This window comes from Streptomyces sp. NPDC037126 (assembly GCF_055605965.1).
In genome coordinates, this window is the sequence record NZ_JBVJTD010000040.1 from 23,995 (window position 1) to 47,047 (window position 23,053).

The window sequence follows — 23,053 nt, forward strand, 5'->3', positions numbered from 1 at the left end:
TGTTGAAACGGTCCCGTGAGAAGGCGGCAGCAGAGCTGTTCGCCGCTCTCTACCCGCGCCTGGCCGGCTGGTGCCGCCGTCTGGTCGACGACGACGAGACCGCCCACGAGATCGCCTCGGAGGCGTTCACCCGCCTCTGGGCCCGCTGGACGACCGTGTCGGAGCCCCGGGGCTTCCTCTACGTCACGGCCGCCAACATCGTCCGGGACCACTGGCGCCGCCTGGAGCGCGAGCGCAAAGCCATGCGCCGCGCCACCGTGGAGGCGTCGGTCCGCCCGGCCACCGAGCAGCCCGACCCGTCTGTCCGCCTGCTCGTGCGGGGGCTCCCCGAACGACTGCGCATACCGACCCTGCTGCACTACTACGCTGACTTGCCGATCCGGGAGGTGGCCGTGCTGACCGGGCGCAAGGAAGGAACCGTCAAGGCCGACCTGCACGCGGCCCGCGAACTGCTCCGCGCCCACCTGAGGAGAAGCCTTGATCACATACAATGACGACGGTCCGGACTTCGAACCCGACGACCCCCTCGCCGTCATCATGCGGCCGCCCTCCGAGCACCTCGCCCCTCCCCCCGGCCGGTACGAGGCGATCCGCCGTGGCGCGGCCCGCCGCCGCCTCCTGCGCGCCGCGGTCGGGGCCGGCGCGACCTGCGCGGTCGCCGCCCTGCTCGCCGTACCGTTGCTGCGCACCGCCCACCACGACCCCGCCTCCCCGACGGTCCCCCTCGCTCCGCCGCCCGTGAGCGGCCCCACGGCCCTGCCGACCCCGACCGAGTCGACTCCCGCGAGTGTCACCCCTCGCCCCAGCGTCCGCCCCTCGACGGGTACGGCACCGGTTCCTACGCGCCCCTGGGCCACCACCGCCTCGCCCTCCGCTGTCCCCTCCACAACCCCGACAGAACGCCCGCCCACGGCCCCCACCTCACGCTCGCGCACAGCGGCGCCGTCGCTGGACCCAAGGCGCTCCGACGCCGCCGCGGCCTCTGGAACGAGGTGACATGTCGCGCATCAGCGCGGCCACGGCGGGGGGAAGGAAGCCATCCGGCCAGCCCTGCCCCCGGGGCGGCTGTGGTGCGGCGGGTAGGCCACCCCAGGCGGCCTCGACCGCGTTCCCCCGCGGGACGGGCGCACCGGATTAGCGATGAGGCGCTCGTCTTCGGCAGGATGTGCGCATGACCGAGATCCGCACACCCCGTCTCCTCCTCCGCAGCTGGCACGACGACGACCTCGTACCTATGGCGGACATCAACGCGGACCCCCGGGTCATGCGCTGGATCGACGACGGCTCCGTGCGCGACCTGGACCACACGGCCGAGGACATCGAGCGATGGGAGGAGGAGTGGGACGAGGAGGGCTTCGGGCTCTTCGCCGTCGAGCTGCTGGCCTCGGGCGAGCTGATCGGTTTCGCGGGACTGACCGTGCCCGAGTTCCTGCCGGAGGTGATGCCGGCCGTGGCGATCAGCTGGCGGATCGGTTCACAGTTCTGGGGCCAGGGATACGCGTCCGAAGCCGCGCACGCCACGCTGGAGTTCGCTCTCCAGGACCGCGGCCTGGACCGCGTCATCAGCGTCAACCGGGTGGGTGACAACGCCTCCGAGAACGTCATCCGCAAGCTCGGAATGGAGCCCGAGCGGGAGACGGCACACCCGGTGCACGGCTACCCGCTGCGCGTTCACGCCATCGACCTCACCGAGTTCCAGGCGTGAACCGGCCGACCCCTCGGCCACGAGCCCGTTGATCGCGAAGGGGCCCCGGCAGTGGGCGTATCAGGTGCACGCCCCACGTAACCTCTTCCTGTGTCCGCACCCCGCCTGCATCGCGTCGCCGTCCTTGTGCTCGAGGGTGCGAAACCGCTCGACGTCGGAATTCCCGCGCAGGTCTTCACGACCCGCGCGAGCATGCCGTACGAGGTGCGGGTGTGCGGGGCCACACCCGGTCTCGTGACCGGCGGCGACGGCCTCGCGTACTACGTCGCCCATGGCCTTGACGCGCTTGCCTGGGCCGACATCGTCTTCGTCCCCGGCTACCGGTTCCCGGACCGCGACGATCCGCCGCAGGCCGTCGTCGAGGCACTGATCGCCGCCCACGAACGCGGCGCGCGGCTCGCCGCCATCTCGACGGGCGCCTTCGCGCTCGCCGCCACGGGGCTGCTCGACGGCAGGCGCGCCACGACGCACTGGCACTACACGCGGGCACTCGTGGCCAGGCATCCGCTCGTCCAGGTCGACGAGAACGTGCTGTTCGTCGACGAGGGCAGCGTGCTCACCTCGGCCGGCGCCGCCTCCGGCATCGACCTGTGCCTGCACATCCTGCGCGGCGACCTCGGAGTGGCCGCGTCCAACCACGCGGCCCGGCGTCTGGTCGCCGCCCCCTACCGCAGCGGCGGCCAGGCCCAGTACGTGCCGCGCAGCGTTCCCGAGCCGCTCGGCGAGCGGTTCGCCGCCACCCGCGAGTGGGCGCTGCACCGGCTCGCCGAGCCCCTCACCCTGGACGTGCTGGCGCGGCAGGCGGGGGTCTCGCCGCGCACGTTCTCCCGGCGCTTCGTCGAGGAGACCGGCTACACGCCGATGCAGTGGGTGATGCGCGCCCGTATCGACCTGGCCCGCGAACTGCTCGAACGTTCGCAGCGCAGCGTCGAGCAGATCGCCGCCGACATCGGGCTCGGCACCGGCGCGAACCTGCGCCTGCACTTCCAGCGCATCCTCGGCACCACACCTAGCGAGTACCGGCGCACCTTCACCCGGGGCGAGTGACCGCTCGTACGGGGCTTGGCGGGATCCTTTTGAACCATGGCGATCCCGCCACTGTCGGTCGCGCCCGGCCGCAGGCGAGCCTGTGGTGAAACGGAAGGGACACCACTCATGACTCGCATCGCCATCAACGGATTCGGCCGCATCGGACGGAACGTGCTGCGCGCACTGCTGGAGCGCGACAGCACCCTCGAGATCGTCGCCGTGAACGACCTGACGGAGCCCGCCACTCTCGCGCGGCTGCTCGCCTACGACAGCACGGCCGGCCGGCTCGGGCGCCCGGTGACCGTCGACGGGAACGCCCTCGTCGTCGACGGCCGTCGGATCACGGTGCTGGCCGAGCGCGAGCCGGCGCTGCTGCCGTGGGCCGAACTCGGCGTCGACATCGTCCTGGAAGCCACGGGCCGTTTCACCTCGGCCGAGGCCGCCCGCGCCCACCTCGACGCGGGAACGAAGAAGGTGCTCGTCAGCGCGCCGTCGGACGGCGCCGACGTCACGCTCGCGTTCGGGGTCAACACCGACGCCTACGACCCGGCCCTCCACACGATCGTCTCGAACGCCTCCTGCACCACCAACGCGCTCGCGCCGCTGGCCGCGGTCCTCGATGAACTCGCCGGTATCGAACACGGGTTCATGACGACGGTGCACGCCTACACGCAGGAGCAGAACCTGCAGGACGGTCCGCACCGCGACGCCCGTCGCGCCCGGGCCGCCGGCGTCAACATCGTGCCGACGACGACCGGCGCCGCCAAGGCGATCGGCCTGGTGCTGCCGAACCTCGACGGCAGGCTGTCGGGCGACTCGATCCGCGTGCCGGTGCCGGTGGGCTCGATCGTAGAACTCAACACGACCGTCGCCCGCGACGTCACACGCGACGACGTGCTGGCGGCGTACCGCGCAGCAGCGGAGGGGCCGCTCGCCGGCATCCTCGAGTACTCGGAAGACCCGCTCGTGTCGTCCGACATCACGGGCAATCCCGCCTCGTCGATCTTCGACTCGGCCCTCACCCGCGTCGACGGCCGCCACGTCAAGGTAGTCGCGTGGTACGACAACGAGTGGGGCTTCTCGAACCGCGTGATCGACACGCTCGAGTTCCTCGCCCGCCGCTGACCGGGCGCCGGGGCGGTACCCCGCCACCGGCGTTTCCTTCGGGCGCTCTGGTCCGCCGTTCGCCAGCCGGAGCTCTCAGCCACCAGAGCGGGGCGAACCGGCTGACCGAGGATGTGGGCGCACCACGGCCGGTCAAGGCACTCTTCGGGCGTCGCCCCGCCCTGCCCCTTGTGCACCCTGTCCTCGAATCCGTCGGTGATCAGACGGACGCGCCCCTGGCCGGGCCGAATTGATGCTGGAATCCGTTGTCGGCAACTAGGGTTGGGGCGAAGGTCAACGGTTGAGCAACGGGGGTTGTGATGACTGGTCAGTGGGAAACGCTCGGCGAGGCAGGCGGCATCGAAGCGTACGTGCACCGTCCGGCGGGCGAGGTGCGGGGCGCGGTGGTGGTCTGCTCCGAGCTGTACGGGGTCAATGCCTATGTCCGTGGGACCTGCGCGGAGTTGGCGGCGGCCGGGTACGTCGCGCTGGCGCCGGACTACTACTGGCGCAATGCTCGCCGCACCGCACTCGGCTACTCCGCCGAAGAGCGCGACGACGGCCTGGTGCTCATGCGCGCGCTGGACCGGGACGAGTTGGTGGCCGACGCTTCCGCGGCGCTGACGGTGGCGCGTGCCGAAGCCGGGGAGCGGGGCGTGGCGTTCATCGGCCTGAGCATGGGCGGTCACATCGCGATTCGGGCGGCAACTGAGCTGAGCTTCGAGCTGGCCGCGGTCTTCTACCCCGGGTGGCTGCTGAACAGCGGTTTCCCTCTGGTCGGTCCCGTGCCCCCGCTGGAGACCAGCGAGCGGATCGCCGCGGGCGGAGCGTTCGTACTGGGCTTCCGCGGCGAACTCGACCACATCATCCCGGCCGCGGAGTGGGAGCAGGCAGAGGAGCGACTGACCAAGGCCCAGGTACCGCACGAACTGGTGACCTATCCCGATGCCCGGCACGGCTTCGCCTGCGCCGACCGCCCGGCCGACTATGACCCGCGGGCCGGCGCCGACGCCTGGCGGAAGGTCTACGAAGCCTTGGCATCACACCTGTAGTCCCGCGCCCTCCGGGGCGGGCCCGCCCGGCTGTGGCACCACCTTGGTGCCACAGCGGGACGGCCGACGCCTCGGCTTCCCTGACATCGGGGATCTTCACCGCCTTCCTCCGCCGCCGGATGGCCGATGTTGCTGAATCGGCAAGGAAGTTCGCTTTGCCGGTGGCACCTTCCGCAGTATCGAGATCGAGCCTGGGGAACGGGGCAAGGCAGCCGTCCTGGGGCACAGCAGACCGGCGGTACTGGAGGAGATGCATGTTGCAGCACGTCGCCGATGTCACTCACCGGTCCGTCCCTTCGCCAGGGGGCCGGATCCACCTCGTGGAGCAGGGAACCGGGCCGCTGGTGCTGCTCGTACACGGCTTCCCCGAATCCTGGTACTCGTGGCGTCACCAGTTGCCTGTGCTGGCTGCGGCGGGATACCGGGCGGTCGCCGTCGACGTCCGCGGCTACGGCCGCTCCTCCAGGCCGGCGGCGACACCGGCGTACCGGATGCTCGATCTGGTGGAGGACAACGTCGCGGTGGTGCACGCCCTGGGCCATTCGACGGCAGTGGTCGTCGGCCACGACTGGGGAGCGAACATCGCCGCGAGTTCCGCCCTGCTCAGGCCGGAGGTCTTCCGTGCGGTGGGAATGCTGAGCGTTCCCTACACCCCGCCCGGCGGGCCCCGCCCCAGTGACGTCTTCGCCCACATGGGCGGGGACGAGGAGTTCTACGTCTCGTACTTCCAGCGGCCCGGTCGCGCCGAGGCCGAGATCGAGCCGGACGTACGCGGCTGGCTCGCGGGGTTCTACGCGGCCCTGTCCGGCGACACCATGCCCCAACCCGGCACGCCCGACCCGCACTTCGTCAAGGAGAACGGCACGCTGCGCGACCGGTTCCCCGTCGGCCGGCTGCCCGCCTGGCTGAGCGAGGAAGACCTCGACGTCTACGCCGGGGAGTTCGAACGCACCGGCATGACCGGAGCGCTCAACCGCTACCGGAACATGGACCGCGACTGGGAGGACCTCGCACTCCTCCACGGCGCCCCCATCACCCAGCCGTCGGTGTTCGTCGGCGGCAGCCTGGACGCCTCCACGGTCTGGCTGGCCGACGCGATCAAGGCCTACCCGGTCACCCTCCCGGGCCTGGTCTCCTCCCACATCCTTGACGGCTGCGGCCACTGGATCCAGCAGGAACGCCCCGCCGAGGTCAACCGGATCCTGACCGAGTGGCTCGCCGCCCTGCCTACCTGAGGCATAGGCCGGTACGGGGCCGGGTGCCCGGCTTTCGTGTCCCTACGGGCGCACCATGAGGCCGTCCAAAGTCAGGTCGAGCAGACGCTCGGCCTGCTGTCGGTGTTCGGCGCCCGCCGAGGTGAGGGCGATGCCTTCGAGGGCGGCTCCGATGTCGCTGGGCCTGATGTCGGTACGGATCATCCCGGCCGCCACGCACGCGTCCATGAGTGTGGTGATGGCGGCCTGGATCATTTCCCGGCTGTGACCGTACGGGCTGCTTCCCGACGCGGCGATGGCGCGCAGGGCGTCGATCATGCCGTATTTCGCGGTGACGTAGTCCAGGAAGAGGCGGGTCCAAGCGCGCAGGGCATCGACGGGCGGCTCCTGCGCGAGCAGGGCGGGTGCCGCGTCGCAGAGCTGGGCCACCTCGTTGCGGTAGACCGCCTCGACCAGGGCGTCCCGGGTGGGGAAGTTCCGGTACAGGGTCGCGCTGCCCACGCCCGCCTCCTTGGCGATGCGTTCCAGGTGCACGTCCAGCCCCTCCGTCGTGAACACGCGCCCGGCGACAGTGAGGATCTTCTCCCTGTTGCGCCGCGCGTCGGCCCGCAACGGACGATGTGCTTCGTCGGTCATCAGTGCTCGCCATCCCTCGCAGCGGCGCGTGTCACCTTGCTAAACGGAGTCGCCCCCGCTTAGGCTCCCAATAAGTGGAGGCGTCCCCACTTTACTTCAGGTCAACGCGCAGACCTGCCCACCCCCTCGAAAGAAGGCTGGTCATGTCGAGAATCCAGGGCAAAGTCGTCGCGATCACAGGTGCCAGCAGCGGCATCGGCGAAGCGACCGCGACCTACCTCGCCGAGAGGGGTGCCCGACTCGTGCTCGGCGCCCGCAGGGAGGACCGGCTGAAGGCGGTCGTCGACGGCATCACGGCCAAGGGCGGCACCGCCACCGGCGTCCTCGTCGACGTCAGGCACCGCGAGGACCTCCAGCGCCTGACGGACACAGCCGTCGAGCGGTTCGGCCGACTCGACGTCCTCGTCTCCAACGCGGGCACGATGGCCGTCTCACCGTTCGACGACCTGCGCCAGGACGACTGGGACGCCATGGTCGCCACCCACATCACCGGCCTGCTCAACGGCATCGGGGCGGCACTGCCCGTCTTCCGCCGGCAGCGCTCCGGCCAGTTCGTCAACGTCGGTTCCACGGCGGCCCATGTCGTCAAATCCCCCCAGGCGGTCTACGCGGCCACCAAGACGGCGGTGAAGGTGCTCACCGAAGGCCTGCGCCAGGAATCAGGCCCCGACCTGCGCGTCACCCTCGTCTCGCCCGGCTTCACCCACACCGAAGGCGTCGGCAAGGGAGCCAGCCCCGAGGCGGCGGCCGCGATGATCCAGCAGCGCGACGAGATCGCCATGCCGCCGTCCGCCATCGCCTCCGCCATCGGCTACGCGATCGAGCAGCCGGACGGCGTCGATGTGAGCGAGATCGTCGTCCGGCCCACCGCACAAGCCTGACAATGCCGCGGGAGCCACCCGCATCCTCGTCCGCGACGACGGCAGGCGATCGCTGGACGACACACGCGTCCAAGATCCCGTCGCCTGCACCGGCGCTACGCACGCAACACCGGGTAAGCGCGGAGTAACAGCGGCAACAGGGCGACGGTCCGCCACTAGGCGCGGCAGAAGCCGTGGACGCCGACGCGAACCGTCGTGGTGCCGGACTCCTCCGGTGTCGGAAAGTACGGTGGTGTCCTGGTGCTCGGACCCCGGTCCGGGTGACGTAGCGGGTCGTCGGGTGATGGAGGCGGCATGGCCGGTCAGAAGGCGGCGAAGCTGCCGCGCACGGTGTACGAGAAGGAACTGCTGCGGCTGCAGACCGAGTTGGTGAAAGTGCAGGAGTGGGTGCGAACCGAGGGCGCCCGGCTGGTCGTGATCTTCGAGGGCCGGGACGCCGCCGGCAAGGGGGGCACCATCAAGCGGGTCGGCGAGCACCTGAACCCGCGAGTGGCGCGGATCGCGGCGCTGCCGAAGCCGACCGAGCGCGAGCGCACGCAGTGGTACTTCCAGCGGTACGTGGCGCATCTGCCGGCCGCCGGGGAGATCGTGCTGTTCGACCGATCTTGGTACAACCGGGCCGGCGTCGAGCACGTGATGGGCTTCTGCACGAAGGAGGAGTACCAGCTCTTCCTGCGGCAGTGTCCGATCTTCGAGCGGATGCTCGTGGAGGACGGGATTCTGCTGCGCAAGTACTGGTTCTCGGTGAGCGACACCGAGCAGCAGGAGCGGTTCCGGCGCCGCCTTGAGGACCCGCTGCGGCGTTGGAAGCTGTCTCCCATGGACCTGGAGTCGATCAGCCGCTGGGAGGCCTACTCGCGCGCCAAGGACGAGATGCTGGTCCACACCGACATCAGTGAGGCTCCCTGGTACGTCGTGGAGAGCGACGACAAGCGGCGGGCACGGCTGAACATGATCGCCCACCTGCTCGACTCGGTCCCCTACCACGATGTGCCCCCGCCGGTTCTGGAGCTGCCGCCTCGGCCGTCGTCGACCGGCTACGAGCGTCCCCCTCGTGACCTGCAGACCTACGTCCCCGATCACACGGCGAGCCTGTGAGCGAAGGACCGCCCGTCTGACGGCAAGGGTGGCGGGGCCCTGCAGACCGATTGGTAGGCCGATCGAGGGACCTCCTTGGCCGAGGAAACCCGATACGCGCCCCGCTTGGACCGCCTACTTCACCCGGCCGGGACGGGAGCGGTGCCGGGGGGGCCGGCCCGGTGTCCGGACTCGGATCACCGACCGGCGCCTGCTCCGAGCGGGGAGTGCGGCCATGGGAGCCGGTGCTCCCGCGATCTCAGGCGCCCACGGCCCCGTCGATACCCTCACGCAGGAAATCCGCATGGCCGTTGTGGCGGCCGTACTCCAGGAGCACGTGCACCATCACCATCCGCAGCGAGACCTCCTCGTCCCACCTCGGCTGAAATCCGGCCTGGTCCAGGGACTCAGCCTCCCGCTCGATGCGTCGCGAGTTCTCGACCTCGGCCTCCCAGGCCGCGAACGCCTCTTCCCGGGTCGACGCACTCGCGTCGTACGCCGCCTGGAAGTCGATCTTGTCGGACCAGACCATGGGCGCGTCGTTGTCCTCGAACACTCGGCGGAACCAAGCGCGCTCCACCTCTGCCATGTGCCGGACCAGACCGAGCAGCGACAGCGTGGACGGCGGCATCGACAGCTGCCGCAACTCCTCGTCGGTGAGCCCTTCGCACTTCATGGCAAGCGTGGCACGGTGGAAGTCCAGAAAGGCCCTCAGCGTGTCCCGCTCGGTTCCAAAACTGGGCGGCCCTGTGCGGTTGTCCGTGGTCATTGGCCCCTGCTCCCCATCTGTGCCTACATTCAGGGCCAGTATCCACTCCCGTCGGTCATCCCCCAACCGAGATCTCTCGACCGGACTTGACTGTCATCACGAGGGCGGACGGTCGTCGGTGACCGAATCCGGTTGCTGCTTCCTGGCCGACTGCGCATCCTGCTGGGATGCGCTTCTCCGTGAACATCCCGAACTTCGGTGACTTCGCCGACCCCCGAAACGTCGCGACCGTTGCGGCTGCCGCCGAACAGGCCGGCTGGGACGGGCTCTTCGTCTGGGACCACGTACTGCACCGGTATCACCAGGGGCGCCCTTTCGGAGACCCCTGGATGCTGCTGACCGCGGCCGCGCTGGCCACCTCCCGGATCCGACTGGGCACACTGCTCACGCCGGTCCCCCGTTACCGTCCACAGCAACTGGCCCGCCAGGTGGCCACCTTGGACCAACTCAGCGGCGGCCGGGCGATCTTCGCCGCCGGCCTGGGCGGTCCGGTCGAGGACGAATACCGCAGCTTCGGTGACACCGCCGAGCCACGCGTCCTCGCCGAACGACTGGACGAGGGACTGGAGTTGTTGGACCGCTTCTGGTCCGGTGAGCCGGTGAACCATCACGGTCGACACTACGAGGTACGGGACGTGACACTGCTGCCCGCCACCCCGCAGCGGCCACGTCCGCCGGTGTGGGTCGGCGGGTTCTGGCCGCGTCGTGCACCCATGCGGCGGGCCGCCCGGTGGGACGGCGCCGTGCCGCTGTTCGAGACGGCCCGGCACGGTCAGGTGCCGGACGTGGCGGAGGTGCGCGAGCTGGTCCGCTACGTGCGCAAGCACCGTACAGCCGAGGCCGGGCGCCCCTTCGAGTTGGTGCTCGGCGGTGTCACGCCCCCAGACGCGGTGCAGGCAAGGGACGTGATCGGTCCCCTGCACGACGCCGGAGCCACCTGGTGGGACGAGCGACAGGTCCAGACCGGCCCCGACCTGGACCGCCTTTCTCCGGTGCTCCGCCGCATCGAAGCGGGTCCGCCAACGATCTGATCGGCCGTCGCAGACGGCGCCGGAAGCGTTCACCCTCCCCCTGGTGGATCGCAATCACATGACGCCGGCCAGGTGGACAGACCCCATGGGTGCGGGCCGTCGCCGCCGGCCGTCCACCAGCGTCGAACGCCGCCCCGCACCCGGACGGGCACTCGCCAACACCCTCGTACCAGGCTGGAAGTCGCACGGACAGCGTCCCTCGGTTCGATCGATCCCGAGGCCGGGGACGGCCGCCATGGAGCGGGGCGGCCATGCGGTGCCGCGCAGCCGGCTCAGCGCGTCCTGCGCCAGTCGACGGCCCTGCCGATCAGGGACGCGACCGTGTTGATGGCCCAGATGATGCCGAGCGACACCGCGACGAAAGCGATGAGGGCCATTGCGACAACCGCGGTGATGTGCATGATGCCGTGGCCGTCCTGCACCGCCCGTAGCGCACTGGCCTCGGTCCCGGCGGCTCCAACGACCGGCACCGCGACAGCCGCGAGCAGGATCCGGCCGCGTCGTGAACGGTCACGGTCGTCGTCCTCCTCCTCGTATCGGTCGTACTCAGGTATCTGTGGACCCTCATCCCTGCCCCTCACGGGGTCATTGTGCATCCTGGGGGCTCGCCTCGGGTCGCTTGTGCGTGATCTTTCGGCTGTTGTCAGGCTTCGTCCGCGCGGTCCTCGTCCCCCACCGCCACCAGGCCCCACCCTCGCTCCGCCCAAGAGGTCTTCGCGGGATCGCGGACCGGCTCGGGCTGCATGTCTCGACGGTGTCCCGGGTTCTCAACGGCCCGTCAGGAGACCAGGGTCGTGCGGCGTCCGGCGAGACGGCCCGCCGGATCCGTGAGTTGGCCGACGAACTCGGCTACCGGCCCAACCCGCACGCCACGAGCCTCAGGACCCGGCGCAGCAACCTGGTCGGGGTGCTCTTCCCTCGCCTATCGGAGATCGTGGTGGCCACCATCTACGAGGGGGTGGAGGAGGCGACCATGCGCGGACTCTCCACCTTCGTCACCAACACCCACGACGATCCCGCCACCCAGCGCGAGCGGATCGGTATGGTCCTGGGCCGACGGGTGGACGGTCTCATCATTGGTGACGCGCATCTGGACGGGGCCGCGCTGAAGGATCCGGCCCTGGACGGCACGCCCTTCGTGCTCGTCAACCGCCGCACCGTCTTCGCTGCGGGCGAACCGGGTCGTCGTGGTGCCGGACGGGCAGCGCACGACGGGTGAGGCGCACGCGGCCGAGCAGGGCCCCGTGCGGGCCACGGGCGATCGGATCGCCCTGCACGCGCAGGCCGAGGCCATCGGGGCCTGGCGGGCGATGAAGCGGGCGCGCCCCGCCACCGGGTTGGACCGGCCGGCTACCTTCGGAACGTACGAGGTGTTGGAGCCCGTCGGCGAGGGCGGCTTCGGGCGGGTCTACCTGTGTCAGGATCCCGACGGGCTGATGGTCGCGGTCAAGACGCTGCACGCGCACCTCGCCGCGGCTCCGCCGGTCAAGCTGGGATTCGCCCATGAGGTGCGCGCCGCCCAGCGGGTCGACGGCCGGTTCACCGTGCCGGTGATCGCCGCGGACACCGAGGGTGCGACGCCGTGGATGGCGGTGCCGTACGTGGCCGCCCCCTCGCTGCAGGAACTCGTCGAGCGTTGCGGCCGGTTGGAACCGGACCTGGTACGCACGCTGGGCGCGGGCATCGCCGTCGCCCTGAGCGCCATCCACGCCCAGGGCATCGTGCACCTCGACCTCAAGCCGGCCAACGTGCTGCTGACCGAGGACGGCCCGCGCGTCATCGACTTCGGCATCGCCCAGATCGAGCGGCTCACCGAACCACGGCGCGGCTTCACCGGCACCTACCCGTACGCCTCTCCCGAGCAGTTGAGGGAGCAGCGCACTTTCACACCCGCCAGTGACGTGTTCTCCCTGGGCACCGTCCTCGCCCGCCTTGCTCTCGGGCGCAGTCCGTGGGGGCAGGACATACCGTCCGTGGTCGCCCACATCCGGGCCGGCAAGCCCGATCTCGCCCGGCTGCCCGAGGACTTCGCGGCACTGGTCCGATCGTGTCTCCACCCCGATCCCGGTCGGCGGCCAACGGCCGGAGAGGTGGCCGAGGCGCTGGTTCCCGGTGCCGGTGGGGCAGGATAGGCCCCCCGCCGCTGTCGGAGCAGGCACGGGCGCTCGTCGCCGAGCACGCCAACGCGCCTGCCACACACCACTACGCGACGCTCGCGTACACCCGGGCTCATGCCGCCGATGACGCCACGTGGGCCGTACCGCAGGCTGCCCGGACCGTCGAGGCCACAGTTACCGAGACCGCACCCGAGCCGGAGGCGCACAGTGATGCCGGCGCTGCCTCCACGGTGACACTCGACGTGGCGGCCGAGGAACTGACCGCCCGGGTCCTTCGGTGGGAGCGTGAGCAGGAGGGGGTGCCCATGGCGCAGACGCGTCGTGGATGCGGCACGTTCCTCGACGAGGCCCAGGCACGGCTGGGCGCGCGCCACCCCCTGACGCTGCACCTGCGGGTGTCCCACGCCATGCTCGGCTCCGACCCGGCCGGGCGGAGTGTCACACGCCGAGCAGGTGGTGAACGACGCCGCTGCCGAGCTCGGCGAGGAACACCCCACGGTACGGGATGCCCGCATGCTGCTGACGGTGCTCAAGTCGGCGTCCACAGGGTGAGGTTGGGCAGGCGAAGTATCTCTCCAGCGCTGTTCGTCCTCCCCCCTGCTATCGTGCGCCGATGTCATCGATCAAGCAGTTCCAGGTCACCTTCGACTGTGCTGAACCCGAGCGCGTCGCTCGCTTTTGGTGCGAGGTGTTGGGGTACGTCGTACCGCCGCCGCCGAAGGGGTACGCCACGTGGGACGATTTCGATCGCTCTCTGCCGCCTGAGCGACAGGGTTCCGCGTTCGCCTGCACTGATCCCACAGGCGTGGGCCCGCGGCTGTACTTCCAGCGTGTACCCGAGGGCAAGGTCGTCAAGAATCGGCTGCACCTTGACGTGCGAGTCGGCACCGGGCTCGTGGGTGAAGAGCGCCTCGCCACCCTTGAGGCCGAGTGCGCGCGGCTGATCGCACTCGGTGCGACATGCGTGCGTGTACTGCGAGCCGATGGTGTCAACGAGTCGTGCATCGTGATGCAGGACATCGAGGGCAACGAGTTCTGTCTCGACTGAGCATCCGGGCTCTGGCCACGCTCGCGGCGGCGCGCGAGACTGCTGCGCCGCCGAGTACCGTGTGTACATGCTCACTCGCGCGGAGCTCCGTCGGATGCGCTGGATGGACCGCCTGATGAGGGTCGTTCTCCCGGCGGTGGTCCGACGCATGGTCACCGGCGAGGTGGCGCAGCTCCGTTGGCTGCCTCACCGCTGGGTGGCCCTGGTGTCGGGAGACGTCGACTTGGACGCGGGTGTCGGCGCCCTTTGGCTCGAGTGGCGCCCCGGGTCCGCGAAGGCGGAGACGCATACCGCACTGATCGAACGCTGCGGCAAGAGGTGGCAGTACACGGGCGGTGGGAGCGCTTCGGGCGGTGAATTGCCCGCGCAGAGGCTCGCGGTGGGACGGCCGGGCCAGTGCGGCATGATCGAGCTCGGTGGAGGCGCCGGTTGCCTGAGCCATGCCGACCGCCCGCAGCATCGACATCCGCACCTCATCGAGACGAGCTCGTGGGTAGGGTCCAACGAATTACAGGTGGCAGCCGAAGTGGATCACCTCCTCCTCGGCGACCGACGGATCGAGGTTCCAAGACACGGCCGGCTCATCGTGGTCTGGAAGTCCCGGTTCACTGGTCACGGCGGGATACGACCACTCATCGTGGCAGTGGGGAGTGACGGCTCAGAACTCTCAAGGTTCGGCCCTCACGATGGTGTGGACAGCTACACCTGGGCGGAGTTGAAGGGGCAGGCGGGTTGTTAGCTGCGGGTGCGGTACCCCCGGAGAATGTCCGAGGATGGCTTGACCTGCCCGTGGACGTAGCCGAGGTGCTCGCGGACTCCTTGCGCGCCTGGGCTGGAGTGCTAGCTGACCAACCTGTTCGTCTCATCTGCGTTCCACCGGAACTGCAGGTCCTCGTTCTTCAGCAGCACGCCGGACTCGGCCATTCGATCGAGGACGTCGGTGAGCATCTCGCCGACAGGGTCGGCCGTCCAGAACATCCCTTTGGCGCGGCCGAAGCGCCAGTCCTCCGGAAATACTCCCAAGATCTTCCCGAGCCGGAAGCCCGCTATGTCGAAGTCGGTCCAGTCGGCCAGCTCATCCTGAAGTCTGCCTACCGCCACACGCCGCTCCCTACCCGGGCCCCGTCGCTCCGGGGACCGGACGATCGTAGCCGTCCTGTCGTCAGCCTTGGCGGCGGAGGTCCAGCATGTACAAGACCTTGTCGTAGCGGCGTTCGCCGACTGCGACGAAGTTGAGGAGACGGCCGTACTCGGTGAAGCCCAGCGACCGGTAGAGGTGGAGGGCATTGGCGTTGTCGCCTCGGGCGTCCAGAGTGAGGACCTCGATTCCCGCCTCGCGGGCGTCGGCGATCAGGGCGACGGTCAGCGCCCGACCGACGCCGCGACCATGGGCCGCGGCCTCCACCGCGATCTTCTCAAGGTCGGCGTGGGGCCGATGGGTCGGTCGGGCATAGCGGAGCCAGTACCCCAACCCGACAAGGCGACGGTCGAGGTAGGCGGCGCTCAGGGCCGCATCTCCGGCTCGTACCGCAGAGATGATGTGGCCGAGAAGTTCCGACACCTCGTCCCGCGAGGGTGGTTCGACCCAACCCAGTGCGGCGCCGCCACTGACCAGGTCCGCCAGGATCCGGTGGGCCGACTCCGCGAACTGGGCCGCCAGCTCGGGATCGGAAGTCACCTCCATGGCGCCAAGGATGGTGGGCTCGGTGGTCGTCACACCGCTGGTCGTGGCCGCATTCATGACCGGCAGCCTATCCAGCCCGAGGCTCGGCCGAGCCCCACGCCTCAGATGGGGTCTCAGCCGAGCCGTGACCGACTCGCGCTTCCAGGTCCTGGAGGAAAACGCCGCGGCCCTCCGGGTCAGTCGTCCTCAGCCCGGATCTGACCTGGCGTTTCACGCCTTGCGCTGCATGGACCTCCGGGCGGGGTTGCTCTGTTCGGCGGCCTTGGGGTCCTTTTCGTCCGCCTTGGCCCTGACACCGTCGGCGATGCGCTTGCCGATGGTTTCGTCGATGTTGGACCAGTATGCGAAGGCGCGTTCCAGAACAGGCTCGCTGACTCCGTTGAGGAGATGTCCGACGACATTGTCGACCAGACGGTCACGGGCGGCGTCGTCCATGACCTCGCGCACCATGGTGCCGGGCTGCCCCCAGTCGTCGTCCTCGGGGTGGGAGACATAGGCGGCGCGGGTGATCTCGCCGTCGGCCGTCCAGCTGGGCGGGGATCCGTAGCGCTCGGTGTCCGCCGCGGGGCCGCCCTTGGAGTTCGGGGCGTACACCGGGTCCGTCGTGTTCCGGTACGCCATCGCCCCGTCCTTGGAGTAGCTGTGGACGTCGACGACGGGTGCGTTCACGGGCAGCTGCTGGTAGTTGGCGCCGATGCGGTACCGGTGGGCGTCCGCGTAGGAGAACAGGCGGGCCAGCAGCATGCGGTCCGGGCTCGGTCCGATTCCGGGGACGAAATTGTTGGGCTGGAACGCCGCCTGCTCGATCTGTGCGTGGTTGTCGGTGGGGTTGCGGTCGAGCGTCATGCGGCCGACCTGGATGAGCGGGTAGTCGCCGTGCGGCCACACCTTCGTGAGGTCGAACGGGTTGAACCGGTAGCCCGCGGCTTCCTCGTACGGCATGACCTGGACGTACAGGGTCCAGCTGGGGTGGTCGCCGTCCCGGATGTGCTCGAAGAGGTCCCGGGTGTGGTAGTCGGTGTCGGCCGCGGCCATCTGGTCGGCCTCGTCCTGGGTGAAGTACTCGATGCCCTGGTCGGTCTTGAAGTGGTACTTCACCCAGAACCGCTCGCCGGCGGCGTTGATCCACATGTAGGTGTGGGAGGTGTAGCCGTTCATGTGGCGCCAGGTCCGCGGGATGCCGCGGTCACCCATCAGCCAGGTGACCTGGTGGGCGGACTCCGGGGAGAGGGTCCAGAAGTCCCACTGCATGTCGTGGTCGCGCAGGTTGTTGTCGGCGCGGCGCTTCTGGGACCGGATGAAGTGCTGGAACTTCATCGGGTCCTTCACGAAGAACACCGGAGTGTTGTTCCCGACCATGTCGTAGTTGCCTTCGCTGGTGTAGAACTTCACCGCGAAGCCGCGCGGGTCACGCCAGGTGTCCGGGCTACCGCGCTCTCCGGCTACGGTCGAGAAACGTACGACCAGGTCGGTGTGGGTGCCGGGCTGGAAGACCGCCGCTTTCGTGTACGCACTGACATCGTGCGTCACCTCGAAGTAGCCGAAGGCGCCGCTGCCCTTGGCGTGAGGCTGGCGCTCGGGAACCCGCTCCCGGTTGAACTGCGCCATCTGCTCGATCAGGTAGGCGTCCTGCAGCAGGATCGGACCACCGGGGCCCAAGGTCAACGAGTGTTCGTCGCTTTCCGCCGGGGCGCCGGAATCGGTCGTGGTCGTGGGTCGGATCTCCGTCATCACTCTGCCTTTCGCGGTGCGTCAGCAGCGACGTCGCACCCCTCGGGCGTGCCGACGTCAACTTGGTGCGGTGTGACTGCCGTCCTTCGAGCACTCCCGACCGACACCTTGTTTCCCACAGGTCGCGTCACCCAGAAGGGCCGAGGTAAACACCCCCACCGTGGTCCGCGACCGCCAGGCATGCCGGTATCGGCCATGAGCGAAGGGCAAGCCGCCGCGGCGTTGATCGGTCACGTTCACCGAGTTCGACGGCGCACCGTCGTAGGTGACCATGCGTTCGCTCGTCCGCAGTTCCGCGTGGCTGATGATCCGCCGGTCGGCCGGGTGCCCACCGCGTTGGGCCAAAAGCGCCGCCCCGTTGAGGACCCCTCCCCCGACTACGGACAGTTAAAGATCGCATCCGTGACGTAGGCGACGTGAGCGGTGGTCGCCTGGCACTCCCCGGCGCCGATCCGACGCGGGTGTTCGCGGCGGTGCCCCGCCTGCGGGCCGTCGGCGTCGCGGCCGTCGGTTCAGTGGCGTGGCCGGGACGGCCTGATCGTCGGTTCCTGGGCCAGCTTCTCCTTCTCGGCCTTCAGTTTGCGCCATACCGTGCCCAGGGCCTCTATGTCGCGCTCGTCGAGGAGGTCGGTGAAGACTGGTGCCAGTACCTCTCGGCGGGTGGCGTCGGCCTGCTCGAAGACACGGCGTCCCTCGTCGGTGAGCGAGACCTCGACCGACCGCGCATCGCGCTCCGACGGCGTGCGGGCCACCAGCCCCCGGGCCTGGAGGGCATCCACGACCCGGGAGACCTGGCTGCGACTGAGCATGGTGCTGTTACCGAGCACGGAGGCGGGCACGGGCTCGGGGCTGGACGCCAGCCACAACATGACCTCGAACCAGGAAACAGGGAGATCATGCGCCTTGATCAGGGCGCGGTCCACGCGTTCGGTCATCACCGTGCCCGCCCAGACCAGCCCGTAGAAGGCGTAGTCCGCGGCGGGCATCTCGGCCTGGGGCAGCTTCTTCGGCATGGATCGAGTATAGACGGGTTGCGTGCGCACACACATAAAGCTATGTTGTGTGTGCACGCACACAAACGGCTGTGAAAGGCTCCCCCATGTCCACCACCCCCCGCACCGTCCTCATCACCGGCACCTCCTCCGGTATCGGCCTCGCCGCCGCCGTTGCCGCCGCCCGGGCCGGCTGGCGTACGGTCGCCACCCTCCGCGACACCACCCGCGCCGGCGCACTGCGCAAGGCCGCCGCCGAAGCAGGCGTCGAGCTCGACGTCCGACAGCTCGACGTGACCGACGAGGCGTCCGTCACCGCCGCCATCGACAACGTGATCGCCGACTACGGCCGTCTGGACGCCGTCGTCAACAACGCGGGCGCGGGTCACCTTGGCACCCTGGAGAACGACTCCATGGCCGACATCCGCAACGTGATGGAGGTCAACTTCTTCGGCGTGCTGAACGTCTCCAAGGCCGCGCTGCCGCACCTTCGCGCCACCGGGGGCCGCCTGATCACCGTCACCAGCGTCGGCGGGGTCATCGGCCAGCCGTTCAACGAGGCCTACTGCGCGGCCAAGTTCGCCGTCGAGGGTTACATGGAGAGCCTCGCCCCGGTCGCGCGCACGCTGGGCGTGAGCGTGTCCGTCGTGGAACCCGGGGCCGTGGCCACCGAGTTCGTCAACAACATCGGCGTCGACCTCGATGCCGCCATCGACGCCGGGCAGTACACCGACGCCCTTCGCCACTACATCAACCGCACCGCCGAGCAGTTCCTCGACGGCAGCGCCCAGACCCCGGCCTCGGCGGCGGAGGCCGTCATGGAGGCACTCGACACCGACCGGCCCGCTTTCCGGATCCAGACCACCGACTGGGCCCGCACCTTCGTCGGCACCAAGCTGGCCGACGTCGACGGCTCCGCGGTGCAGGCCCTCACCTCGACCTGGGTCGCCTGACGACCACGTGGACCGGTGGACCAGCTGCCTGAACGCACTGCCGACGCTGCCGCCGCCCGCGAACGTGGCTGTTCAGTACCGGCGCAGCAGCGGCCAGAGCACGGGCCAGGGCCGGTCCGGACCCGCGCAGAGCACCACGGCCGCGTGCTGCTCCTGGTTCGCGGTGCCGTACCCGTTGTCGACGCGCGCCACCGTGTGGCAGGCGGTGAAGTGCTGCTCCAACTCGGGGTGGTCCGCAGGGTGGACGAGCAGCACCGGACCGGTGGCGGTGGACGGCGGCGGGCCCCAGGCGTACAGGCCCATGTGGCCGGAGTAGGGCGCGGGCAGGCCGAGAGCAGGACCGTATCGTGCGATGGCCCCGGCCTCGCCGTAGTTCGCGGTCAGCAGCACGGCGGTGGCCCGCTGGGCGGCGGAGATCTCCTCCCATCCGGTGGCGGTGGCGCGTACGAGCTGCGGCCACCCGACCTCCTCGCCGAGGTCGGGGTCGACGGCCATCGGCACGGCCAGCGCCGACGCGGGCAGCACCGGCAGGGCGGCCAGGGCGCTGGTGAGCAGGGCCGCGAGCAGTCCGGCTGTCAGCCGGGCGCGGTGTTCGCGGAGCCAGTGGGCGTAAGGCTCGCAGCCGGCGGCGGTGATCGCGTACAGCAGCGGAATCGGGTAGTACCCCTTGCCGCCGCCGGCCAGCACCAGCAGGCACAGCACCACCCAGGCCACCGCGACCGGTCGGGCCCAGCGCAGCTCAGGTCGGCGCGACAGGCGGCTCAGCCCGGTCAGCCACAGGGGTGCCAGCACAGGCGAGAACTGGAGCAGCTGCATCGGCAGGGCGAGCAGGCGCCCGCCGGTTCCGAGATCGGCGCTGATTCCGTGGGCCACCGTCAGCTCGGGCCAACCGCGCACGGCCTGCCACCACAGGGTCGGGATGGCGAAGGGCAGCGCGGCGAGGACTGCGGTCAGCGGGCCCAGGAGAGCCCGTGGACGCGGTACGAAGAGGCCGCGCGGTCCGGCCGTCAGCACACCCAACGCCAAGGCGGGCAAGAGGCCCAGCACCAGTAGCTTGTTCAGCAGCGCGATCCCGACCAGCGCTCCCAGCGGAGGCCACCAGCGGAATTCGCCCGTGCGCAGCAGTCGGAGCGTCAGCAGAACGATCGCCAGCCAGGCCGTCAGGTCGAAGGTCGCGGTGGAGAGCAGGTGGCCGATTCCGAGCGTGTAGCCCGAGCAGGCCGCGGCTCCCGCCGCGAGTATCTGCCCGCCGCGTCCGGCGCCCAGCTCTCGGGCGGTCAGCGCGGTGAGCGTGATCGTGACCGCGGTGAGCAACGCGGGCAGGATCCGCACGCCCGTCGGGGTGGAGCCGAAGAGCTCCGCGCCGAGCCTGGCCAGCAGCGGGGTGAGTGGAGGCTGGTCCGGGTAGCCCCAGGCAGGGTGGCGGCCCGCGAGCAGGAAGTAGAGCTCGTCGCGGTGGAAGCCGTAGCGGCCCGACAGCGCGACCAGCAGCGCCGCGGCCGCCGTCGCGATCCCCCCGACCGGCCCGGCTGCGAACGGCCGCAGGCCCGGCTGCGCATCCCCCCGCATGTGCATGTCGGCATTCTGACACCCCGGACGGGGCCGGAGAAGGCCCCGGAAGCCGATGGGGCGCTCCCTGCCGGTGAGCATCGGACTCCCACAAGTCGTCTTGAACGGCTGAAGGTCCGATGCGCGAGCGGCCCCAGGAATACGGCACTAATCTCCGCGAACGGCGGCATCCCAGCCGGTCTTCACCGGCTCTCACCGCATCGCCCGTGCCGTGCGGGTTGGTAGCTTGGCGCGTCTGCGTTCGGTGAACAAGAGGCGAGGAGGCGAGCGTTGGGCGTCGTACTGGTGGCACTCGGGGGGACGATCTCGGTACCGGGCGGTGCACGGGGAGCGCGACTGACCGGTGCCGAGATCACCGCAGCCGTACCGGGTCTGGAGGAACTGGCGCCCGTGGACGTCCGGGACGCGCAGGCCGTGCCGAGCGGAAGCCTCACCTTCGGGCAGATCCTCGACACCGTCGCCGTCGCCTCGCGGGCGGTGGCCGAGGGAGCGGACGGCGTCGTCGTCACTCAGGGCACCGACACCCTGGAGGAGACGGCGTTCCTGGTGGATCTGGTGTGGCCGCACGAGGAACCGATCGTGCTGACGGGGGCGATGCGGCAGCCGGCCATGGCGGGGGCGGACGGCCCGGCCAACGTGCTTGCCGCCGTTCGCGTCGCCATGGCGCCGGAAGCACGCGGGACCGGCGCTCTGGTGGTCCTCAACGACGAAGTGCACGCGGCGCGATGGGTGCGCAAGACACACAGCACTAGCCCCGCGACCTTCGCCTCACCGAGCGCCGGCCCGCTCGGCCATGTCGTCGAGGGCCGCGTACGGATGCTTCTCGCCGCGCCCCCGCGCGAGCCGCTGACGACCGGTCTCGACCAGGCCCGGCTGGAGTCGGTCCGCGTCGCCCTCCACGTGGTCACCTTGGACGACGACGGTGCCCAGTTGGACGGGTTGGAGACCACTCACGCGGGTCTGGTCGTCGCCGGATTCGGCGTCGGTCACGTGCCGGGGGTCCTCGCGCCCCGGCTCGGCGCGCTGGCCGAGCGGATGCCGGTGGTGCTGACCTCCCGCACCGGGGCAGGCTCAGTGCTTCGGCACACCTACAGCGCCCCCGGTTCGGAGTCGGACCTCCGGCAACGGGGGCTGATCGACGGCGGGCTCCTCGACCCCTACAAGGCGCGGGTCCTGCTCCGAGTACTGCTCGCCGCCGGGAGCGGACCCCGCGCCATCACGGACGCGTTCGCGCTGCGCGGCTGAGCCCCGCCCCTCCCCTCCCCCGCCGCCCGCCGCCCGCCGCCCGCCGCCCGCCGCCCGCCGCTCGCCGACACGCACGTGACTGCCGGGACCAACGCCGTTGCCAGAGCACACGGCTGCGGCGCGCGGCAGGCGTAGGTGCGCTTGCCGCTGGCGCGGTGTGGACACCATCACGCCCCGAACGGGGCGGCTGTTGCGATGGATGGTCAGTCGAAGTCGGTGGGGCGACCGATGGCTTCCGTCGTGTCCACTTCCTGCAGTCGTGCGTGAAGACGCTCGCGGATCCGGTCCACGGCGTCGGCGCCCAACGGCAGTCGCAGCGGGGGCTTTTCCATCCGGGTGGCGGCGATGATGGCGCGGGCCGCGCGGACGGGGTCGCCCGGCTGAGTGCCGTGCATGGCGAGGAACTGCCGCTTGGCCGGGTCGAGGACGGATCGATAGTCGTCCATCGGATCGGCCCAGCGCACGGACCGCCCGGTGAAGTCGGTGCGAAAGGGGCCGGGTTCCACGATGAGGACGTGAATTCCGAGGTGGGCTACTTCGGCGGCCAGCCCCTCGGACAGACCTTCGAGGGCGAACTTGGTCCCCGCGCAAGCGGCTCCGCCCAGGGTGGCCGTGACGCCTCCGACAGAGGACATCTGCACGATGCAGCCCGAACGCTGGGCTCGCATGGCGGGCAGGGCGGCGCGCGTGACGTCGAGCGCTCCGAAGACGTTGGTGTCGAACTGTTCGCGCAGTTCGGTGTCGGAGAGTTCTTCGAGTGCTCCGCGCAGGGCGTAGCCCGCGTTGTTGACCAGGACGTCGATCCGGCCGAACTCCGCGAGCGCGGTGTCCACGGCGACGCGTACCGCGGTGGGGTCGGTGACGTCGAGGGCGAGCGCGCGGACGCGGTCGGACGCGAGGGCGGCCAGGTCGTCGAGGGTCTTGGGGTCGCGTGCGGTGGCGATGAGGCGGTCGCCGTCGGCAATGACCTCGTGGGCCAGTGCCCGGCCGAGTCCGGTGCTCGTCCCGGTGATGAACCACACCTTGGTGGTGGCTGTGGGGTCAGCGTGCATGTGGCGACATCACGACTCCTAGGTGGTGGGCTTGCCCGGCGCCCCGGAGTGAGCGAGCGCTCCCTGTGTTAGGGTCCGTCTTCAAAGATCACCGGGTGGTGGATCATGGTCAGGTGATACGTCGCCATGAACTCACCGATCAGGAGTGGGAGTTACTCGCTCCG

Annotated in this window: 24 protein-coding genes; 15 read left to right on the forward strand and 9 right to left on the reverse strand. The window is 70.1% G+C overall.

Annotated features, from left to right (window positions below):
* Positions 1 to 2: 2 nt before the first annotated feature.
* From ACZ7FF_RS41935 to ACZ7FF_RS41965, 7 genes are all read left to right on the forward strand, one after another.
* Entirely contained in the window at positions 3 to 494 is a 492-nt protein-coding gene (locus ACZ7FF_RS41935) for an RNA polymerase sigma factor (protein WP_470819631.1), read from the forward strand.
* Positions 478 to 996, forward strand: coding sequence for a hypothetical protein (locus ACZ7FF_RS41940; RefSeq protein ID WP_470819633.1), 519 nt, complete (start codon positions 478 to 480; stop codon positions 994 to 996). Before ACZ7FF_RS41935 ends, ACZ7FF_RS41940 begins: the two co-directional genes overlap by 17 nt.
* A 175-nt stretch (positions 997 to 1,171) precedes the next feature.
* Positions 1,172 to 1,705: a GNAT family N-acetyltransferase gene (locus ACZ7FF_RS41945; protein ID WP_470819634.1), complete on the forward strand. Its 534-nt coding sequence runs from the start codon at positions 1,172 to 1,174 to the stop codon at positions 1,703 to 1,705.
* 90 nt (positions 1,706 to 1,795) lie between these two features.
* Positions 1,796 to 2,752: a GlxA family transcriptional regulator gene (locus tag ACZ7FF_RS41950; protein ID WP_470819635.1), complete on the forward strand. Its 957-nt coding sequence runs from the start codon at positions 1,796 to 1,798 to the stop codon at positions 2,750 to 2,752.
* A gap of 108 nt (positions 2,753 to 2,860) precedes the next feature.
* Positions 2,861 to 3,859, forward strand: coding sequence for a type I glyceraldehyde-3-phosphate dehydrogenase (gene gap / locus ACZ7FF_RS41955; protein WP_470819637.1), 999 nt, complete (start codon positions 2,861 to 2,863; stop codon positions 3,857 to 3,859).
* A gap of 299 nt (positions 3,860 to 4,158) precedes the next feature.
* Entirely contained in the window at positions 4,159 to 4,890 is a 732-nt protein-coding gene (locus ACZ7FF_RS41960) for a dienelactone hydrolase family protein (protein WP_470819639.1), read from the forward strand.
* Between the two features lie 254 nt (positions 4,891 to 5,144).
* Complete coding sequence (locus ACZ7FF_RS41965) at positions 5,145 to 6,125, forward strand: alpha/beta fold hydrolase (protein WP_470819641.1); 981 nt, start codon at positions 5,145 to 5,147, stop codon at positions 6,123 to 6,125.
* A gap of 42 nt (positions 6,126 to 6,167) precedes the next feature.
* Here ACZ7FF_RS41965 and ACZ7FF_RS41970 read toward each other — a convergent pair whose 3' ends face one another.
* On the reverse strand, positions 6,168 to 6,740 hold the full coding sequence (locus ACZ7FF_RS41970) for a TetR/AcrR family transcriptional regulator (RefSeq protein ID WP_470819642.1): 573 nt from the start codon (positions 6,738 to 6,740) through the stop codon (positions 6,168 to 6,170).
* Positions 6,741 to 6,883: 143 nt separating this feature from the next.
* Here ACZ7FF_RS41970 and ACZ7FF_RS41975 point away from each other — a divergent pair, with 143 nt between their 5' ends.
* Positions 6,884 to 7,621, forward strand: coding sequence for an SDR family oxidoreductase (locus tag ACZ7FF_RS41975; protein ID WP_470819643.1), 738 nt, complete (start codon positions 6,884 to 6,886; stop codon positions 7,619 to 7,621).
* Positions 7,622 to 7,915: 294 nt separating this feature from the next.
* On the forward strand, positions 7,916 to 8,719 hold the full coding sequence (gene ppk2, locus ACZ7FF_RS41980) for a polyphosphate kinase 2 (RefSeq protein WP_470819645.1): 804 nt from the start codon (positions 7,916 to 7,918) through the stop codon (positions 8,717 to 8,719).
* Between the two features lie 238 nt (positions 8,720 to 8,957).
* On the opposite strand, the gene ACZ7FF_RS41985 is transcribed toward ppk2, so the two are convergent.
* On the reverse strand, positions 8,958 to 9,467 hold the full coding sequence (locus tag ACZ7FF_RS41985; protein ID WP_470819646.1) for a DinB family protein: 510 nt from the start codon (positions 9,465 to 9,467) through the stop codon (positions 8,958 to 8,960).
* A 167-nt stretch (positions 9,468 to 9,634) separates the two neighbouring features.
* Here ACZ7FF_RS41985 and ACZ7FF_RS41990 point away from each other — a divergent pair, with 167 nt between their 5' ends.
* The gene (locus tag ACZ7FF_RS41990) at positions 9,635 to 10,498 is read left to right on the forward strand and encodes an LLM class flavin-dependent oxidoreductase (RefSeq protein WP_470819648.1); all 864 of its coding nucleotides are present in this window, start codon (positions 9,635 to 9,637) and stop codon (positions 10,496 to 10,498) included.
* Positions 10,499 to 10,770: 272 nt separating this feature from the next.
* On the opposite strand, the gene ACZ7FF_RS41995 is transcribed toward ACZ7FF_RS41990, so the two are convergent.
* A complete protein-coding gene (locus ACZ7FF_RS41995; RefSeq protein ID WP_470819650.1) occupies positions 10,771 to 11,079 on the reverse strand; it encodes a hypothetical protein in 309 nt (102 codons plus the stop codon).
* A gap of 173 nt (positions 11,080 to 11,252) precedes the next feature.
* On the opposite strand from ACZ7FF_RS41995, the gene ACZ7FF_RS42000 reads away from it, so the two are divergent.
* The 3 genes from ACZ7FF_RS42000 to ACZ7FF_RS42010 all read left to right on the forward strand — a co-directional run bounded on the left by ACZ7FF_RS42000 (position 11,253) and on the right by ACZ7FF_RS42010 (position 13,663).
* On the forward strand, positions 11,253 to 11,717 hold the full coding sequence (locus tag ACZ7FF_RS42000; RefSeq protein ID WP_470819652.1) for a LacI family DNA-binding transcriptional regulator: 465 nt from the start codon (positions 11,253 to 11,255) through the stop codon (positions 11,715 to 11,717).
* Complete coding sequence (locus ACZ7FF_RS42005) at positions 11,689 to 12,630, forward strand: serine/threonine-protein kinase (RefSeq protein WP_470819654.1); 942 nt, start codon at positions 11,689 to 11,691, stop codon at positions 12,628 to 12,630. Before ACZ7FF_RS42000 ends, ACZ7FF_RS42005 begins: the two co-directional genes overlap by 29 nt.
* Positions 12,631 to 13,228: 598 nt before the next feature.
* The gene (locus tag ACZ7FF_RS42010; protein ID WP_470819656.1) at positions 13,229 to 13,663 is read left to right on the forward strand and encodes a VOC family protein; all 435 of its coding nucleotides are present in this window, start codon (positions 13,229 to 13,231) and stop codon (positions 13,661 to 13,663) included.
* An 840-nt stretch (positions 13,664 to 14,503) separates the two neighbouring features.
* Here the strand turns inward: ACZ7FF_RS42010 and ACZ7FF_RS42015 are convergent.
* The 4 genes from ACZ7FF_RS42015 to ACZ7FF_RS42030 all read right to left on the reverse strand — a co-directional run bounded on the left by ACZ7FF_RS42015 (position 14,504) and on the right by ACZ7FF_RS42030 (position 18,091).
* Positions 14,504 to 14,764 carry a hypothetical protein gene (locus ACZ7FF_RS42015; RefSeq protein ID WP_470819658.1) on the reverse strand — a complete coding sequence of 87 codons (261 nt, stop codon included), beginning with the start codon at positions 14,762 to 14,764 and terminating at the stop codon, positions 14,504 to 14,506.
* Positions 14,765 to 14,825: 61 nt separating this feature from the next.
* Positions 14,826 to 15,404 (reverse strand): GNAT family N-acetyltransferase, encoded by a 579-nt coding sequence (locus ACZ7FF_RS42020; RefSeq protein WP_470819660.1) that lies wholly within the window; start codon positions 15,402 to 15,404, stop codon positions 14,826 to 14,828.
* Positions 15,405 to 15,557: 153 nt separating this feature from the next.
* The gene (locus ACZ7FF_RS42025) at positions 15,558 to 17,078 is read right to left on the reverse strand and encodes a catalase (RefSeq protein WP_470819662.1); all 1,521 of its coding nucleotides are present in this window, start codon (positions 17,076 to 17,078) and stop codon (positions 15,558 to 15,560) included.
* A 512-nt stretch (positions 17,079 to 17,590) separates the two neighbouring features.
* Positions 17,591 to 18,091, reverse strand: a complete 501-nt coding sequence (locus tag ACZ7FF_RS42030; protein WP_470819664.1) for a MarR family winged helix-turn-helix transcriptional regulator — start codon at positions 18,089 to 18,091, stop codon at positions 17,591 to 17,593.
* Positions 18,092 to 18,162: 71 nt separating this feature from the next.
* Here ACZ7FF_RS42030 and ACZ7FF_RS42035 point away from each other — a divergent pair, with 71 nt between their 5' ends.
* Positions 18,163 to 19,023, forward strand: coding sequence for an SDR family oxidoreductase (locus ACZ7FF_RS42035; protein ID WP_470819666.1), 861 nt, complete (start codon positions 18,163 to 18,165; stop codon positions 19,021 to 19,023).
* 72 nt (positions 19,024 to 19,095) lie between these two features.
* Here the strand turns inward: ACZ7FF_RS42035 and ACZ7FF_RS42040 are convergent, their stop codons facing one another.
* Entirely contained in the window at positions 19,096 to 20,598 is a 1,503-nt protein-coding gene (locus ACZ7FF_RS42040; RefSeq protein WP_470819668.1) for an ArnT family glycosyltransferase, read from the reverse strand.
* Between the two features lie 264 nt (positions 20,599 to 20,862).
* On the opposite strand from ACZ7FF_RS42040, the gene ACZ7FF_RS42045 reads away from it, so the two are divergent.
* Positions 20,863 to 21,837: an asparaginase gene (locus ACZ7FF_RS42045; protein ID WP_470819670.1), complete on the forward strand. Its 975-nt coding sequence runs from the start codon at positions 20,863 to 20,865 to the stop codon at positions 21,835 to 21,837.
* Positions 21,838 to 22,040: 203 nt separating this feature from the next.
* Here ACZ7FF_RS42045 and ACZ7FF_RS42050 read toward each other — a convergent pair whose 3' ends face one another.
* The gene (locus ACZ7FF_RS42050; protein WP_470819672.1) at positions 22,041 to 22,889 is read right to left on the reverse strand and encodes an oxidoreductase; all 849 of its coding nucleotides are present in this window, start codon (positions 22,887 to 22,889) and stop codon (positions 22,041 to 22,043) included.
* Between the last annotated feature and the right edge of the window lie 164 nt (positions 22,890 to 23,053).

Bases quoted from the DNA above. Each gene is read 5' to 3' on its own strand.
- ACZ7FF_RS41985 (WP_470819646.1), bottom strand. From the start codon at position 9,467: ATGACCACGGACAACCGCACAGGGCCGCCCAGTTTTGGAACCGAGCGG.
- ppk2 (WP_470819645.1), top strand. From the start codon at position 7,916: ATGGCCGGTCAGAAGGCGGCGAAGCTGCCGCGCACGGTGTACGAGAAG.
- ACZ7FF_RS41965 (WP_470819641.1), top strand. From the start codon at position 5,145: ATGTTGCAGCACGTCGCCGATGTCACTCACCGGTCCGTCCCTTCGCCA.
- ACZ7FF_RS42010 (WP_470819656.1), top strand. From the start codon at position 13,229: ATGTCATCGATCAAGCAGTTCCAGGTCACCTTCGACTGTGCTGAACCC.
- ACZ7FF_RS41975 (WP_470819643.1), top strand. From the start codon at position 6,884: ATGTCGAGAATCCAGGGCAAAGTCGTCGCGATCACAGGTGCCAGCAGC.
- ACZ7FF_RS41970 (WP_470819642.1), bottom strand. From the start codon at position 6,740: ATGACCGACGAAGCACATCGTCCGTTGCGGGCCGACGCGCGGCGCAAC.
- gap (WP_470819637.1), top strand. From the start codon at position 2,861: ATGACTCGCATCGCCATCAACGGATTCGGCCGCATCGGACGGAACGTG.
- ACZ7FF_RS42030 (WP_470819664.1), bottom strand. From the start codon at position 18,091: ATGCCGAAGAAGCTGCCCCAGGCCGAGATGCCCGCCGCGGACTACGCC.
- ACZ7FF_RS41945 (WP_470819634.1), top strand. From the start codon at position 1,172: ATGACCGAGATCCGCACACCCCGTCTCCTCCTCCGCAGCTGGCACGAC.
- ACZ7FF_RS41990 (WP_470819648.1), top strand. From the start codon at position 9,635: ATGCGCTTCTCCGTGAACATCCCGAACTTCGGTGACTTCGCCGACCCC.
- ACZ7FF_RS42040 (WP_470819668.1), bottom strand. From the start codon at position 20,598: ATGCACATGCGGGGGGATGCGCAGCCGGGCCTGCGGCCGTTCGCAGCC.
- ACZ7FF_RS42025 (WP_470819662.1), bottom strand. From the start codon at position 17,078: ATGACGGAGATCCGACCCACGACCACGACCGATTCCGGCGCCCCGGCG.
- ACZ7FF_RS42020 (WP_470819660.1), bottom strand. From the start codon at position 15,404: ATGAATGCGGCCACGACCAGCGGTGTGACGACCACCGAGCCCACCATC.
- ACZ7FF_RS42050 (WP_470819672.1), bottom strand. From the start codon at position 22,889: ATGCACGCTGACCCCACAGCCACCACCAAGGTGTGGTTCATCACCGGG.
- ACZ7FF_RS41960 (WP_470819639.1), top strand. From the start codon at position 4,159: ATGACTGGTCAGTGGGAAACGCTCGGCGAGGCAGGCGGCATCGAAGCG.